Source organism: Haladaptatus pallidirubidus (assembly GCF_020700235.1).
In the GTDB taxonomy this organism is placed as follows: domain Archaea; phylum Halobacteriota; class Halobacteria; order Halobacteriales; family Haladaptataceae; genus Haladaptatus; species Haladaptatus pallidirubidus.
Genome location: NZ_CP085301.1, coordinates 449,312 through 464,688 on the forward strand (window position 1 = coordinate 449,312; position 15,377 = coordinate 464,688).

17 protein-coding genes are annotated in these 15,377 nt (G+C 60.7%); 11 read left to right on the top strand and 6 right to left on the bottom strand.

The window, feature by feature from the left end:
- Positions 1-23 precede the first annotated feature (23 nt).
- On the bottom strand, positions 24-443 hold the full coding sequence (locus LIX15_RS02580) for a hypothetical protein (protein WP_227775949.1): 420 nt from the start codon (positions 441-443) through the stop codon (positions 24-26).
- A gap of 86 nt (positions 444-529) precedes the next feature.
- On the opposite strand from LIX15_RS02580, the gene LIX15_RS02585 reads away from it, so the two are divergent.
- A complete protein-coding gene (locus tag LIX15_RS02585) occupies positions 530-763 on the top strand; it encodes a hypothetical protein (RefSeq protein ID WP_227775950.1) in 234 nt (77 codons plus the stop codon).
- 22 nt (positions 764-785) lie between these two features.
- On the opposite strand, the gene LIX15_RS02590 is transcribed toward LIX15_RS02585, so the two are convergent.
- Entirely contained in the window at positions 786-1,418 is a 633-nt protein-coding gene (locus LIX15_RS02590; protein ID WP_227775951.1) for a ribonuclease HI, read from the bottom strand.
- A gap of 130 nt (positions 1,419-1,548) precedes the next feature.
- On the opposite strand from LIX15_RS02590, the gene LIX15_RS02595 reads away from it, so the two are divergent.
- From LIX15_RS02595 to LIX15_RS02620, 6 genes are all read left to right on the top strand, one after another.
- A complete protein-coding gene (locus LIX15_RS02595) occupies positions 1,549-3,144 on the top strand; it encodes an ABC transporter substrate-binding protein (RefSeq protein ID WP_227775952.1) in 1,596 nt (531 codons plus the stop codon).
- A gap of 31 nt (positions 3,145-3,175) precedes the next feature.
- Complete coding sequence (locus LIX15_RS02600) at positions 3,176-4,162, top strand: ABC transporter permease (protein ID WP_227775953.1); 987 nt, start codon at positions 3,176-3,178, stop codon at positions 4,160-4,162.
- Complete coding sequence (locus LIX15_RS02605) at positions 4,159-5,175, top strand: ABC transporter permease (RefSeq protein ID WP_227775954.1); 1,017 nt, start codon at positions 4,159-4,161, stop codon at positions 5,173-5,175. Before LIX15_RS02600 ends, LIX15_RS02605 begins: the two co-directional genes overlap by 4 nt.
- Positions 5,172-6,374 (top strand): ABC transporter ATP-binding protein, encoded by a 1,203-nt coding sequence (locus LIX15_RS02610; RefSeq protein ID WP_227775955.1) that lies wholly within the window; start codon positions 5,172-5,174, stop codon positions 6,372-6,374. The genes LIX15_RS02605 and LIX15_RS02610 overlap by 4 nt, the downstream gene beginning before the upstream one ends.
- Positions 6,371-7,684 carry an ABC transporter ATP-binding protein gene (locus LIX15_RS02615; protein ID WP_227775956.1) on the top strand — a complete coding sequence of 438 codons (1,314 nt, stop codon included), beginning with the start codon at positions 6,371-6,373 and terminating at the stop codon, positions 7,682-7,684. The genes LIX15_RS02610 and LIX15_RS02615 overlap by 4 nt, the downstream gene beginning before the upstream one ends.
- A gap of 117 nt (positions 7,685-7,801) precedes the next feature.
- Positions 7,802-8,464: an HAD family hydrolase gene (locus LIX15_RS02620; RefSeq protein ID WP_227775957.1), complete on the top strand. Its 663-nt coding sequence runs from the start codon at positions 7,802-7,804 to the stop codon at positions 8,462-8,464.
- Here the strand turns inward: LIX15_RS02620 and LIX15_RS02625 are convergent.
- Both LIX15_RS02625 and LIX15_RS02630 read right to left on the bottom strand, forming a co-directional pair.
- On the bottom strand, positions 8,423-10,333 hold the full coding sequence (locus LIX15_RS02625; RefSeq protein WP_227775958.1) for a molybdopterin biosynthesis protein: 1,911 nt from the start codon (positions 10,331-10,333) through the stop codon (positions 8,423-8,425). The two genes, LIX15_RS02620 and LIX15_RS02625, sit on opposite strands and share 42 nt — an antisense overlap.
- Positions 10,330-11,541, bottom strand: a complete 1,212-nt coding sequence (locus LIX15_RS02630; protein WP_227775959.1) for a molybdopterin molybdotransferase MoeA — start codon at positions 11,539-11,541, stop codon at positions 10,330-10,332. Before LIX15_RS02630 ends, LIX15_RS02625 begins: the two co-directional genes overlap by 4 nt.
- Positions 11,542-11,613: 72 nt before the next feature.
- Between LIX15_RS02630 and LIX15_RS02635 the strand changes: the two genes are divergently transcribed.
- Complete coding sequence (locus LIX15_RS02635; protein ID WP_227775960.1) at positions 11,614-12,396, top strand: E3 ubiquitin ligase family protein; 783 nt, start codon at positions 11,614-11,616, stop codon at positions 12,394-12,396.
- Positions 12,397-12,409: 13 nt separating this feature from the next.
- On the opposite strand, the gene LIX15_RS02640 is transcribed toward LIX15_RS02635, so the two are convergent.
- Both LIX15_RS02640 and LIX15_RS02645 read right to left on the bottom strand, forming a co-directional pair.
- The gene (locus LIX15_RS02640) at positions 12,410-12,583 is read right to left on the bottom strand and encodes a hypothetical protein (protein ID WP_227775961.1); all 174 of its coding nucleotides are present in this window, start codon (positions 12,581-12,583) and stop codon (positions 12,410-12,412) included.
- Positions 12,584-12,649: 66 nt separating this feature from the next.
- A complete protein-coding gene (locus tag LIX15_RS02645; RefSeq protein ID WP_227775962.1) occupies positions 12,650-12,979 on the bottom strand; it encodes a hypothetical protein in 330 nt (109 codons plus the stop codon).
- A 25-nt stretch (positions 12,980-13,004) separates the two neighbouring features.
- Here LIX15_RS02645 and LIX15_RS02650 point away from each other — a divergent pair, with 25 nt between their 5' ends.
- The 3 genes from LIX15_RS02650 (at position 13,005) to LIX15_RS02660 (ending at position 15,302) form a co-directional block, all read left to right on the top strand.
- Positions 13,005-13,148, top strand: a complete 144-nt coding sequence (locus LIX15_RS02650; RefSeq protein ID WP_227775963.1) for a hypothetical protein — start codon at positions 13,005-13,007, stop codon at positions 13,146-13,148.
- A gap of 117 nt (positions 13,149-13,265) precedes the next feature.
- Entirely contained in the window at positions 13,266-13,622 is a 357-nt protein-coding gene (locus LIX15_RS02655) for an Hsp20/alpha crystallin family protein (RefSeq protein ID WP_227775964.1), read from the top strand.
- A gap of 6 nt (positions 13,623-13,628) precedes the next feature.
- Positions 13,629-15,302, top strand: a complete 1,674-nt coding sequence (locus LIX15_RS02660; protein ID WP_227775965.1) for an ABC1 kinase family protein — start codon at positions 13,629-13,631, stop codon at positions 15,300-15,302.
- The last annotated feature ends 75 nt before the right edge of the window (positions 15,303-15,377 follow it).

The following is a 15,377-nucleotide window of genomic DNA, read 5'->3' on the forward strand; positions in this document are numbered from 1 at the left end:
ATCCAACAAAAAGCCAAACCTCTTCAACGAGGCCGTCCCGAAACCTGTTCTCTCGAAACTGACTCCGCTCCCCGTTCAGCCACCAGGAACAGTGGTTTCACGGGTACCACTGTGTGCGTCTTCGCAACACCGCCGCCATGCCGCCGCCATTTGGTAGATGCATAGAGGACGTACACCTCCGGGCAACTATCCCGAATTTCGTCCACCAACTCGGCAAACGCGTCGGAATCGAACCGCGCGTCCGAAACGAAATCCGTCTCGACGACCACCGAATCTCGCTGGGGAACTCTGTCGAGTTGGCCTTCGCAAATTTTCTCGAACTCGTGCGCGAGTCGAGGGAGGCCTGTGTCGAGCGGGAGTTTGACGTATGCCTGCCTGTAGTCCGGTCGGTTGGTCGTTCGCTTCCAGTACCGAATCAACGAGTTGAATATCCGCGTGCCCATCGCGTGCCACACCTTGGACAGTCCTCTCTGAGCGACGTTGTAGTCGTTTCGTTGTCGATATCATACCGATTGGTGATACGTCAGTGGTGATAGTAATACCTCGATACGCGGGTTTTGTTTCCGTCTGGGACGACATCATTGTTCCCGAATCACCCACGAAGGTGATGCGAGGGATTACCGTTCTGTCGCCCATCCATTCGGTCGTGTCTAACAGTACGGACGATACGGACGGTAACCACCGATGTGAAGCGTGTGGTGCGACGTTCGATACCGAGGACGAACTCCGAAAACACGTCCACGAGCAGGGTCTCGTAGACTGAAAGCGTCGGGTTCGTCGCCGAATCAGTCGCTCGCGTGCCTGTTCGCCCGGGAGGGGGGCGGAATCTGCGTTTCGCAGGACTGCGGAGCGTCGGGGAGCAAACACCGCGCTGGTTCGCGGTTCACGTGAGCGTACTCGTCCGGCGCGTTCGCCAAGGGATGGGCGGGGTTGTGGTCGCTCCGAATTCGGGCAGCCCGGAGCTCGCCGAATCCGGCGATTCTGGCGCGGATGCCTCGCCAGTGGAACTTCCCCGGTGGTGGAACCGAGAACGGTTTCGGAGGTCGCCAGTCCAAGCGATTGAACGCGAGCACCGCGTTGTTGACGTTGGCTGCCAGTTGGTCGTGGTCAACTAACACGCCGACCCGCGCGTCGGCAGGGGCACGAACCGCCAGCACGTCGAGTCCGAGGTGGAGCGCTCGATATTCGGCGACGTTGTTGTCGGGAACGTCGTCGGGAATCGAGAGACGGGTGACCCGCCTGCCATCGCGGGTTTCGATGATGACACCGAGCCCGCCCGCTCCGCTGTTGTGACTGTATGAACCGTCGGTTGCGACGTAGAAATCACGATGATGCGTGTGCGGCGGATGGGCGATGTGCGGCGTGGGCGACTCGTCGAACAAGTCTCGCAATGAGGGGTGTCGGCCGTGAACGGCCATGGAAAACGGTTCGGTGTCTGATTACTTAACTGTGAGGTTACGTTCTGCATCGAACGTCCTGAGATTATAGGATACGGGGAATGATGACTTGTACCACAGATATATAACGGATTATGCGCCATATCAGGGCATGCCCGACGAAGCAATGAATCGGCGGACGTATCTGAAATTTGCAGGCGGCGCAGCGGCGTCGGCGGCACTCGCTGGCTGTACCGGTGGCGACGGGAATCAAGACGGAACGAACACCGGAGACGGTGGAAACGGCGGTGGCGGACAGTCGGGTGAACTCGCGGTCACCATCACGCAGGGACAGATGCCATCGACGCTCGACCCGCACAACCACCGAGAGACGACCACCGATAACGTCGTCCTACAGGCTTACGAGGGCCTGCTCTCCCGCGATACGGAGGGCAAAATCGTCAACAAACTCGCGACAGAGTACGAGCGGGTGGACGACGGAACGGTGGAGTTCACCATCCGCGACGACGTACAGTTTCACAACGGCGACGACCTAACGCCCGAGGACGTTGCGTTCAGTATCAACCGCATCGTGCAGTCGGACACCGGTGGATTGGAAAGCCCACAGAGCGACCAGCTTTCGGGCGTGACCGGCGCGGAAGTGGCGGACGGCAAGGTGCAAGTCTCCTCGGACGGCATCAACCCGATCGTGTTCGCACTGTTCGCATCCTACTGCGACGTGATGCAACAACAGTGGGTCGAGAACAACGACGGAAGTTTCATCGCTAAGAACATGAATGGAACCGGACCGTTCGAACTCCAGAACTATCGGGAGGACGTGAACGTCGTTTTCCAACGAAACGAAAACTACTGGCGAGATCCTGCGGCTGTGTCGGAACTCACCTTCAACGCGGCGAAGGAGTCGAGCACGCGGGTTAACCAACTCGTCAACGGCGAAACGGACCTCGTCGTCAACGTTCCGCCGCAGGATGCCGAGCGCGTGCGGGGTTCAAACAACACCCGGCTCTCCGCGGAGGCGAGTACGCGCATCATCTACAACGCGATGCGGTACAACGTCGAACCGTTCTCCAGTGCGCAGTTCCGCCGGGCGATGAACCTCGCCATCGACCTGCCGAGTATCATCGAAAACGTGCTCTCCGGCTTTGCCGACCCGACCGGACAACCCACGCTGGACGGGTTTACCGGCTACAACAACAACGTCAACCCCTACGGCACCGACAGACAGGAAGCCGAGCGACTCGTCGAGGAGAGCGGTCACGCTGGCGCGAACATCACGCTTCACACGCCGGTCGGTCGGTACCTGAAGGACGTGGAAATCGCACAAGCGGTTTCCCAACAGATAAGCCAACTCAGCAACGTCAACTGCTCCGTCAACCAGCGCGATTTCAACTCGCTCGCGGGCGAGTTGTCCGACGGGAATCTCGACACGAGTCCGAAGTTCTACCTCATCGGCTGGGGGAACGCGACGTTCGACGCCAGCCAGACCATCATCCCGCTGCTGACGACGGACGGCGCGCTCACCTCCTACAGCAACGAGGAGGTTGACACGCAGATGAACGAAGCCCAAAATATGCCGGACGGTGATGAACGAACCTCCAAGCTCCAGGAGGTGAACCAAATTCTCCACGACGACGCACCGTGGATCTTCCTGAACCGACAGTACAGCGTCTACGGCGTCAACGAACGCCTACAGTGGCAAGCACGGGCGGACGAACGCATCGAAGCGTACGCGATTTCACAAAAATAGGATGTCAGCAGCATTGAAGAGGTGTCACTAGATGTCGATGGGTCGATTCCTGTTCCGAAGAGGCGTGCAGGGGATATTCGTCATCTGGGGCGTCGTTACCGTGGTGTTTCTCCTCCGATTCATCACGCCCGGCAACCCGATTACGTTTATCGCACCGTTGGACGCGAGTCCGGAGTTGAAACAGCGAATCGCGGTCGAACTCGGGTTGAACAAACCGCTGTACATCCAGTACTTCGACTATCTCGTCAGCCTCCTTCAGGGCGATATGGGATACTCGTACATCTCGGGAACACAAGCGAGCACGCGCATCTTCAACCGCCTTCCGGCGACGTTGGAGCTCGCAGTCGCGGCGAGTCTCGTTGCGGTCATCATCTCGATTCCGCTCGGCGTGCTCAGCGCAACGCGACGTCACGAACCGGCCGACTACGCGGCGACGACGTTCTCGCTGGTCGGCATCAGCACGCCGAACTTCTGGCTCGGCATCATGCTCGTACTCCTGCTCGCCGTCGGCGGGCCGCTTCCGACGAGCCAACGCGGAATCGGGCTGTTTCCTGCAGTGGAGATGCTGTTTACCGAAGGTAATGCAAACGGACTGATGACGTGGTTGAAACACATTTTCCTCCCGGCGATAACGCTCGGAACGTACTTCACGGCGCTCATCACCCGTCTGACGCGGAGCGGTATGCTAGACGAACTCGGCAAAACCTACATCCGCGCGTCGCGGGCGAAGGGATTGCCGGAGACGCTAGTTCGGTACAAACACGCGCTCAGGAACACCTTAGTTCCCGTCATCACCGTCCTCGGCCTGCAGTTGGGGACGCTCATCGGCGGGGCAGTTATCACGGAACAGGTGTTCGCGTGGCCGGGGCTCGGCACGCTCATCATCAACGCCATCAACGCTCGTGACTGGCCACTGATTCAAGGGTCGCTCATCGTCGTCGGAATCGGATTCGTCGTCCTCAACATCTTCGTGGACGCGCTGTACGCCTACATCAATCCGCAGGTGGTATACGAATGATTTCGCCGCGCACGCTTCGGAACCTCAAACGCGAGTTCAGACAGAGCTTGCTGGCGAAAATTGGTATCATCGTCGTCATCTCGGTTATCCTGGTTGCGGCATTCGCACCGCTGTTGGCGCCGCACAATCCACACCAGCAAAACCTGGACGATTCGAACCTCCCGCCGCTGGGTTTCAGCAAGCAAACGACGGAAACGAGCACGGAAATGGTGGATGGGAACATCGAGATAGTTAACAACACGACATACGTCGAAGCACAGGCGTCCCATCCGCTGGGAACTGACCAACTCGGGCGCGATATGCTCTCGCGAGTCATTTACGGCGCGCGAACGTCGCTCCTCGTCGGCCTGTTCGGAACCATGCTCGCCACGCTCATCGGCGTGACGGTCGGTCTAGTCGCAGGCTACTACGGCAAACTCGTGGACGACGCGCTGATGCGAAGCGCCGACATCATGCTGGCGTTTCCGTCGCTCGTCTTAGCTATCGCATTGGTCGGCCTGTTCAGAAGCGCGGTGGTGAATATCCCCGATCCGCTCGTAGCGTTGGGTATCGTCTCCGGAATGCCCGCGCAAATCAACCTTCCGGGGACGGTTATCGTCGTCGTCGCGCTCGTCAACTGGGTGTGGTTCGCCCGCGTCTCACGCGGCGAGGCGCTGACCGTCTCGAGCGAGGAGTACGTGAAAGCGTCCCGCTCCGTCGGGGCGCGCGACTCGTTCATCCTGCGTAAACACATCCTGCCGAACAGCGTGACACCAATTATCGTGTTGGCGACCATCCAAATCGCGGCCATCATCCTGCTCGAAAGCGCACTGTCGTACCTCGGGTTCTCCGGAGTGAACCTCTCGTGGGGCTTCGATATCTCGCAGGGGCGAGATTATCTCGCCAGTTCGTGGTGGATTTCGACGGTTCCCGGCGTGGCAATCGTCATCACCGTCATCGGAATCAATCTCATGGGCGATTGGTTGCGCGACGCGCTTGACCCCGGTATCGAAGGCGAAGGGGGCGGCGTATGAGCGATCTGCTTCGCGTCCGCGACCTCTCGACGCGCTTTTTCACCGAGACAGGACAGGTCAACGCCTGCGAATCGCTGAGCTTTGACGTGCGGGAAGAGGAAGTGTTCGGCGTCGTCGGCGAATCCGGGTCGGGAAAGAGCGTCGCCGCTCTCTCCATCATCGACCTCGTGGAGTCGCCCGGCAAAATCACGTCGGGCGAGGTTTGGTATCGAAACCCGACGCTCGCCGAGGAGACGAAATCAGACCGGCCGGAGGCCGTCGATGGCGAGTTCGTGGACATCCGCCAGTTGACGGTTCGCGAACGGCGCGCGCTCCGCGGACCGTCGTTCAGCATGATTTTCCAGGATCCGATGAGCAGTCTGAACCCGTCGATTACGGTCGGCGAACAGATTGCGGAAGCGGTCGAAGTCCAACAGCGAGCGCGGTCGAACCCGCGTTCGACGCGCTCGCGAACGCAGGGCTACGGACTCACCAATCTGATTTCGAGTACCGTGCTTCCGTCGCAGGATTACGTCAGCGAAGCGAGCCACTCGAAAGCGGTTTCCCTGCTGGAGCAGGTCGGCATCCCCGACCCGGCAGACCGCGCCGAGGAGTATCCCCACCAGTTCTCCGGCGGGATGCTCCAACGAGCGATGATCGCCCAAGCGCTCGCGGGCGAACCGGATTTGCTCATCGCGGACGAACCGACGACGGCGCTCGACGTGACGATTCAGGCCCAAATCTTAGACCTCCTGCGCGATTTGCAGAAGGACACGGGTATGAGCATCATGCTCATCACGCACAATCTCGGCGTCGTTGCCCGGATGTGCGACCGCGTCGGCGTGATGTACGCCGGGGAGTTGGTCGAACGCGGGACGCTCGGAGACGTGTTCGACAGGCCGGTGCACCCCTACACGAAGGGTTTGCTCGGGTCGATTCCGGACTTGGAAGACCCCGCACCGCGACTTCAACCGATAGAGGGGAACGTCCCCGACCTGCTGGATTCGGAGATGGAAGACCGATGTTACTTCGCCGACCGCTGTCCGAAGGCGATGGAGGACTGTCTCTCCCATCCGTCGATGGACGATGCGAGCGGAAGCGACGAACACGAGGCGCGCTGTGTGCTCACCAAAATGGAGTACGACCAGTCGCGCGCGCTGGCGAACGACCGGTTCGAGCAAGACTCGGGAACTGCCGAAAACAGAGGTGACAACAGATGACTGACCCACTCCTCCGCGTCGATAGCCTCCGGAAATACTACTTCGAACAGGATACGCTGACCGACCGTTTGTTCGGACGAGAACCCAAAAGCGTGAAAGCGGTCGATGGCATCTCGTTCCACATTCAAGAGGGCGAAACGCTGGGTCTCGTCGGCGAATCTGGATGCGGGAAATCAACGACCGGTGAAACTCTGTTGAGCCTGCGCGAACCGACCGACGGGCGCGTCGAGTTCGACGGTCGAAACGTCTACGAGATGGACGATTTGACCGAGTTCAGAAAGCGCGCGCAGGTGGTCTTCCAAGACCCCTTCTCCAGTCTCGACCCGCGGATGACGGCGGGCGAAATCATCCGCGAACCGCTGGACGTTCACGGCGTCGGGTCGCGGAAGGAACGCAAAGAACGCGTACAAGAACTCATGGAGCGCGTCGGTCTCTCGGCGGGACAAATCGACCGTTATCCGCACGAATTCTCGGGCGGTCAGCGTCAGCGAATCGGGATTGCCCGTGCGCTCGCGCTCGAACCCGATTTCGTTGTGCTGGACGAACCCGTTTCCGCCCTCGACGTATCCGTGCAGGCGCAGGTGTTGAACCTCCTGCAAGACTTGCAGAACGATTTCGGTCTCACCTACCTGTTCATCGCCCACGACCTCTCCGTGGTTCGCCACATCTCCGACCGCGTGGCGGTGATGTACCTCGGCGAAATCGTGGAGGTCGGCCCGGTGGACGAAATCTACAACGATCCGCAACACCCCTACACGAAAGCACTGCTTGAGAGCGTTCCGCGCGCGGATACGAGCGAGCAAGAACGGGACATCCACACGCTTTCGGGCGACGTACCGTCGCCGCGAAATCCGCCGTCCGGCTGTCACTTCCGGACGCGGTGTCCCAACGTCATTCCGCCGCAGGACGTGGATATTCAGCAGTCCGCGTACCGCGAGGTGATGGATTACCGCGAACGACTCGAATCGGACGAACTCAGCGTGGACGGCGTGCGCGAACTGGCCGCCGGTGTGGACGAAAATCCGGCGGAACTGGATGACGAGGCGCTCAAGGCGGAGTTGTGGAACGAACTGTTCACGCATCGACTGGAGGGTGAAAATCGCGCCATTATCTCCGAATCGTTCGACCGTGTCGTCTCCGGCGACCGAAAAGGTGCAATCGCGGTGCTGAAAAAGCGGTTCGAGAGCGTCTGTGAACGAAAGCGACCGGTTCTCCAGAACCGCGACCATCCCGCCGCGTGCCATCTCTACGACCAACCAGACCCGACCCAGACGGAGTCCGAACGAGGAATCGAATCGTCCGCGGATTAACTGCACGACCGACAGTAAATCGAATTCGATCGGTTTTTCGAACCGTCCACCGATCGAGTTCCACGTCGATTTCGGACGAAGAGTTATAAACGAAGGGGCACTACTAGATGAACCCTAATGGTCGCCCGCGAGTATGACTTCTGGCTTCTCGATTTGGACGGGACACTCATCGACATCGAACCGACGTACGTCCGTTCCGTGTTCGACCGCGTTAGCGACCGCCTCGGAAGGGAATTCACGGAGTATGAATCGGAAATCATCTGGCACGGGCTGGGCGGGTCGCGGGATGCACAACTGCGCGAGTGGGGTATCGACCCCCTGAACTTTTGGGACGCCTTCCACTCGATAGAAGACCCGCAACTTCGTGCTGAACACACGTTTTTGTACGACGATGCCGCGTTCGTCGCCGACTTGGACTGCCCGGTCGGATTGGTCACGCACTGCCAACAGTTTCTCACCGACCCAGTCATCGACCAACTGGGGATTCGAGACTGGTTCGACACCGTCGTCTGCTGCGACGAGCAATTGGGCTGGAAACCCGACCCCGCGCCGATCGAGTACGCGATGGCCGACATGGGCGTCGAACAGGCCAGCCGCGGCATTCTCGCGGGAGACGGGTCGAGCGACATCGGCGCGGCGTGGAACACCGGTCTCGACGCGATTCACGTCGAACGGCACGACCCGCACCGCCGGAACCAGTGCGTGCTGGGCGACTACCGAGTGAGCAGTTTCGACGAGCTATGGTCGAACGCCGGGCAGGTCGCCGAGTACACCGACTAATTCCGAATCGAGCGCATTTTTCAACTCCTCCATACCGTCCTTCCGTTCGCGCGCTGGATTCGCCAGCACGCGAACTCGTTCTTCGCCGAGCGAGACGAATCCCAAATCCAGCTTTTCGGCCGTCGAGCGCAGGCCGAGTCCGGCGTCCGAAGATCCGGCGGCGACTTTTCGGGCCGGGCTTTCGTGAGCTTTCACCGTCATCTCGAAACCCGAGATGGACTCCACGAGTTCGTGGCGGGTCGTCCCGCGCTCGTCCGCGAGGTCGGCGACGGCGTTTCCGAGCGTCGTCCGCAGACCGGAGTCGGTTCCGCGGTTAACGAACGTGAGGTCGCGCTCGACCAAATCGGCGAGTCCCTCGATTACCTCGGGATTTCCGGCCGGGACGACCAGTCCCCACTCTCGGGAGTAGGACGCGAGTTCGGTTCCCTCACTCGCGTCCTCTGGCGTGTTTGTTGGTGCATCTGTTTCCGTATTCGTCGCAATCGCGAAATCCGGTACGCCGTTTCGAAGTCGGCGCAATCCCTCCCGACTGCCGAGCGCTAGATAGCGCGGCGAGTCGAGTTCGTCGAGGAGGCGCGAAAGCGCGGGGTCGTCCTCGCCGACACCGAAAACGGACGGCGGGCGCACGTCCGGCGAAAACAGGCGCACTTCGACCGATTCACCTTCCGCGAGGTAGGCGGTATCCGGTTCGACGGTCACCACGCCGTCGGCCTCCACGAGGCTGGTCGTCGCGCCGCTTCCCTTGTCAACCGGGTAGGCCAGGGCGCGACCGTTTTCATCCTCGACCAAACCGGTCGGCATGAGTCGCATTCTGCCTTCCCCGTAGCGTTCTTCCACGGCCATTCGAGCGCCGATTGTGGCCGTGGTCGGTTCCGGCACGCCCGCCGCGTTTCGAATCGCCGGTGCGACGAACGTTCGGAAGATGGTCAGAGCGGAGACGGGATACCCCGGCAGGCCGACGTAGGCCGAACCCGGAAACCGCCCAACGAGCATCGGTTTTCCGGGTTTGACCGCGACGCCGTGCAACAGGAGTTCGCCTTGGGCCTCGATGACGCGGTAAATCACGTCCACCGCGCTGGCGCTGGTCGAACCCGAAGAGAGGACGAGGTCGCATTCTTTCGCGGCCTCCAACAGCAGACGCTCCATCTCGTCGTAATCGTCGCCAGCGTGGGGGTAGAGGATTGGTTCGCCTTCCGCCTCCTCGACGGCGGTTGCGATAGTGTAGCTGTTCACGTCGTATATCTGGCCGGACTGGTCGGAGAGCGGATTGCCGGGTCGAACGAGTTCGTCGCCCGTCGAGATGATACCGACCCGAGGTTTGCCGCGAACCGGTACCTCGTCTACACCGAGCGCGGACAACAGGCCGATTTCGCGCACCGTGAGTCGCGCTCCGGGACCGAGTGCACGCTGTCCCGCGGACACATCCGCTCCCGCGAGCATGACGTGGTCTCCGGGCGCGAGCGAAGTACGGATTTCGACGCCGTCTTCTCGCTCATCCGTTCGCTCCACCATCACCACCGCGTCCGCACCGGAGGGCATCACGGCCCCGGTCGAAATTTCGACGGCTTCGCCGTCACCGACTTCGACTGCTGGCTTTTCCCCTGCGTGAACTTCGCCAACGAGGTCGAGAATCGCGGGGTCGGCCTCGTCCGCACCGAAGGTGTCCCGCGCCTGCACCGCGTAGCCGTCCATGCTCGCGCGGTCGAATCCCGGCACGTCGCGGTCGGCATCCAATCGTTCCGCCAGTACTCGCCCTCGCGCGTCCACGAGTGGAACGCGCTCGGTTTCGGGCGCGAGGTCGAGCGACGAGATAGCTTCGCGTGCGTCTTCGGGTTCTGCGAGGTCGCGGAACTCCTTGCGGTCGTTCACGCGGACCACTCCCAGTTGGCGACGGAAACCGTCTCACCTTCCGGAATTCCTTCTCGTTCTTCGGGGACTTCGACCCATCCGTCGGCCAGTGCGACGCTGGACAATACGCCGGAACCGCTGGCGCGCGTGGGGGTCGCGGTTCCATTTTTCATCGTGACCCGGACGAACGACCGAACGCCGGGTTCGCTCCGGATTTTTCTGCCGAGCGTCGCGGTCGTCGTCGGCACGGAATCGAGCGGAAGGTGCCCGGCCCATTTCATCGCTGGGCGGAGGAACTGCACCGCGTTGATGATGCAGGCGACGGGATACCCCGGAAGCATCACGATAGGTGTTTCACCAACCTGGCCGAGCGCGACCGGATGCCCCGGCTTGAGGGCGACGCCGTGAACGAGGATTTCGCCCAGTTCCGAAACGACTTCGGGGAGCAAATCGCGCTCGCCAACCGAGGAACCGCCGGTCGTGACGATGACGTCGCGATCGAGGTTCGACTCGATGGCGTCGCCGAGTGCATCCTCGTCGTCGGTGACAACGTCGCGGTAGGTCGCGTCGCCGCCCCAACGTTCGACGAACCGCGATACGGTCAACCCGTTCGTCTCGATTACTTCGCCGGGTTCCGGGTTGGATTCGACCAGTTCCTCCCCGGTCGGGACCACGGCGACTCTAGGGCGGTCGTACACGGTCAGTTCGCGTATGCCGACCGATTTCAGCATCCCGAGGTCGGAGGGCCGAAGGCGGTGGCCGGGTTCGTACAGCGACTGTCCCTCCTCTACGTCCTCACCGATCGGGGCGACGTTTTTCCCCTCCGCGACGGCATCGAACACCTCGACTTCTTCGCCGAACTCGTCGGTTTGTTCTATCATCACCACGGCGTCCGCGCCTTCCGGGAGCTCGCTGCCGGTGTGGACGCGAACCGCGGTGTGAGGTGCAAGTTCTTCGCCCCGTCGCAGGATTTCGGGCGACCGACCGCTCGCGCCGAAGGTGTCCTGCGCTCGCACCGCGAAACCGTCCATCGCGGCCCGCGGATAGTGGGGAACGTTTCGCGGGGCGACGACTGCCTCGGCGAGTACCCGCCCGTCCGCCGAATCGAGGGAAGCCGATTCGGTGCGGCCGTGTCCGGAAACCGCTTCGCGGAGTCGCTCGCGCGCGGCCGACACGCGAGTCGTCTCCTTGAATCCGGACCGTTTTCTGTCCGGTTGGTGGTCGCTCATACGCGCCCATTCGAGTCGCCGGGCAAAAAGGAAGCGGGGAACACTTATCACAGGATGGACAACAGTTCGAATATGTCCCTCCTCGATTACCCGTTCGTGCTGACGGTTCTCTGCGTCAGTTCGCTCGTCGGAGCCGTCATGCTCTGGTACGGAAGCAAAGACATTCGAACCGCCTACCGAATCCTAACCAACGACCCGAACGACGTCCAATCGCTCGGCGACCGTACCCCCGTCGAAGTGGAAGGCGCCGCAAAAGCCGAAGACGGAGTCCTCCGTTCGCCGTTCATGGACACCGAGTGTGTGGCCTACGAGTACGAAGTAAAAGAGGAGCGAAACAGCAAGAACGGACGCCACTGGCGCACCGTCGATTCGGGCCGAAACCACGTCCCGTTTCGCGTCGAGGACGAAACCGCCAGCGCGCTGGTCGACCCGCGCGGCGCGGATTTCCGGTTCAAATCTGAACGCTGCATCGACGTTCGCGGCGGGAACAAACCGCCCGAGCGAGTTCGAGAGTTCATCGCCGCGAACGATGATGTGGGTTGCGAAGACAGAACGCTCGACCTCAAACTGTTCGGACTGAAAACCGGCAAGGACAGAAAGTACGTCGAAAAACGACTCGACCCCGGCGAAAGCGTCCACGTCCTCGGCGAAGCGCGCTACGATTCGACGGCGGGGAGCGAGGCGGGCGAAGTGAACACCGTCATCGGCCACGGCGAAAACGCCCCGCGATTCCTCATTTCGGACGCGGACGAACGCGGCGCGGCGTGGCGCGTCGGGTGGGGTGGCCTGCCGTATGTACTTGGGGGAGCCGTGTTGTTGGGAATTGCAGGATTCATGTTAGTCGGGTCGTTGTAGTCGCCCCCTCGAATCAGAACGACAGGCGGATGTTCGATTTCTGTGCGATCGAGATACCGATGCTAGAGCCGACCGCCGAAGGGATGTACGCCAACCATCTGGATTCTCCCGTCAGAAATGTATCTAGAATGACGATGCTGACGTAGGAGATGGTCGCCCAGAGAACGAAAGCGGTTATGAATTTCACAGTTCGTCTATCGTTCTACTCCGTCGTAATTGTTCTGAGAACTATGTTTTCGCTCGGCGGTCAAACTCATTCGTTTCGGGAGCGCGATTCGGAGTCCTCCGAATCGCGCTCGTGTGCTGACGCGGACAGCATGACGACAACGAATCCGAACAGTAGCCAGACGAAGAATTTCGGGTCAAGCAGTGCGGTGTTGTGCAGTGCGGTGTTGTCGTAGTCAGTTAACGTTAGCAGGGCGGTTCCGACGATAGTAGTAATTCCGAAGACGACAACGGTTATAAGCGTCAATTTCGTCAGATACTCCATGTGGTAATCTTCAGCCACAGTGTCATATTCTATCCGGGAGAAGAACTCATCATGAGACGCCGCACTGCGATTGTGTTGTATATATCCTGCCATCGGTTCTCATGCCGGAATCATCGCCGTGACGCTTCTCCGATTTCCCGACGTGATTGGAACGCAATCGTTCCGGCTCGTCCAACTCACTTTTGTCGCCATCTTTGGCTGTCTTCTGCACACCAAACGGGATGAACTGTTGGGTGGCAACGAAGTGGAGGCACAGCAATAACCACAAAGCATTACCGCGCGTCTCCCAGCTCGCGGTTACACGGCTTACCAGGAGACGCGCACACGGCGCGTCTCCCAGACCGCACCCTTTTTCGGCTTTGCCTCCCAAGATGGAGCCATGTCAGCGCTTCGTGATGCGTTGCGGGAGCTTCCGGACGCCGTGTTCGCGGACTTATTGGAGAGCGAGGACGCCTATCTCCTCGTCATCGACATGCCCGGCGTCACCGAGGGGACGATCGATATCGGCGTAACAGATGGCCGCCTCCAAATCGAAGCGCGGCGCGAGAAGGACGTGCCCATGGAGTTCGACTACCTGAGCGAGGAACGTTCGCTGTTCCTCGACGCCGAGCTGCCCCTTCCGCCGGACTCGACCGGTTCGGGGGCGGAAGCGACCGTCTCGCGGGGCGTCCTCGAAATCACGCTCCCGAAACGGTCGTCGGCACCTGACCACTCCGTGCCTATCAAAGGTCGATAGCGTCAGGTGGTCTCTCTGGCATCTCTCCGCGCGTACCGTCGGTTCTTCGTCGTCGCATGGCACTTCCTGCCGCTCCTGCTTAGCTACGCCCGCGACCGAAATCGGTTTTTCCTGTTCGGTCGCTCCCGCCAGGTAGACCGTGAAACGCGAATCGAGCGAGCAGACACGCTCCTCGAATCACTCCTCACGCTGGGGCCGACGTTCATCAAACTCGGTCAACTGCTTTCGACCCGTCCGGACATCCTGCCGCCGGAGTACGTGGAGGAACTCTCGAAGCTACAGGACGAGGTTCCGCCCGCCGACTGGGAGCGGGCACGGACGGTGTTGGAATCGGAAATCGGGTCGGTCGAGGAGACGTTCGCCGAGTTCGACACCGAGGCGATAAGCGGCGCCAGCCTCGGACAGGTGTACGCGGCGAAAATCGACGGCGAGGATGTCGCGGTCAAGGTTCGCCGCCCCGGCATCGAGGAACTGGTCGAAGCCGACCTGCGGGTGATCCGCTGGTCGCTTCCCATCCTGATGCGCTTTATCGGTCAGGGGCGGGCGTTTTCGCTCGAAAATCTCGCCGACGAGTTCGCCCGAACGATTCGAGAGGAGATGGACTACGGTCGGGAAGCGTCGATGCTCCGGGAAATTCGCTCGAACTTCGAGGGTGAAGACGACATCGCCATCCCGCGAGTTATCGACAGCCACTCCAGTTCGCGCGTTCTCACGATGGAATACATCGGCGGAACGAAAATTAACCACGTCGATGAACTGGACGAGAAGAATATCGACCGCCACGAACTCGCGGTGACCCTCCAGCGTGCGTACCTCCAGATGATAATCGAAGACGGCGTTTTCCACGCCGACCCGCACCCTGGCAATCTGGCGGTCGAAGACGACGGCACCATCGTCTTCTACGACTTCGGTATGAGCGGGCGGGCGGACGAGTTCATCCAGGGTAAAATCGTGGACTTTTACATCGCGGTCGCGAATCAGGATATCGACGGGATTCTCGACGCGCTCATCGAGATGGGAACCCTCAGTCCGGAGGCCGACCGCGCGACGATGGGGAAGGTAATGGAGCTCGCAATCGAGGACGCCCGCGGGGAGGACATCGAAACCTACCGCGTCCAGCAAATCGTAGAGCAAGTGGAGGATACAATTTACGAGTTTCCGCTCCGCCTGCCGTCGAATCTCGCGCTCGTCTTGCGCGTGGCGACGGTCGTAGAGGGCGTCTGTGTCACGCTCGACCGCGAATTCGACTTTATCTCCGTGGCGACGGAGTATCTGACCGAGGAAGGCTACCGCGAGGAATCCATCAAGCAGTACGTCTCCGAGACGGGCGACCAACTGCAAGCCTCGGCCCAGTCAATAATTAGAACGCCGCCGAAATTGGAGCGAACCTTAGACCGCATCGACCGCGACGACTTTTACGCCCGCGTCAGCATCGAGGACGACAACGACGTGTTCGACCTGCTGGCGAAGCGTCTCATCTACGGTATTTTGCTCGCGTTCGGCGGCCTGACGACGGCGGTGTTGTACGCGGCGGAGGCGGTTCCCGCCGCCGCGATTTCGGGCGTGATTTCGCTGTTCATCGTCGGACTGCTCTACCGCTCGTTCCGCAAACGCAAGGGAATTCGGACGACGCCGCAGTTCACGCGGCAGAATCTACGAGAGCGACGCGGCGGGAAGTGAACTTTCGGCACCGCTCTCGGCTCCGTTTCGGTGAAAAATGTCGGTCGGGTTCCAAATAGCTTTTCACGACACTAT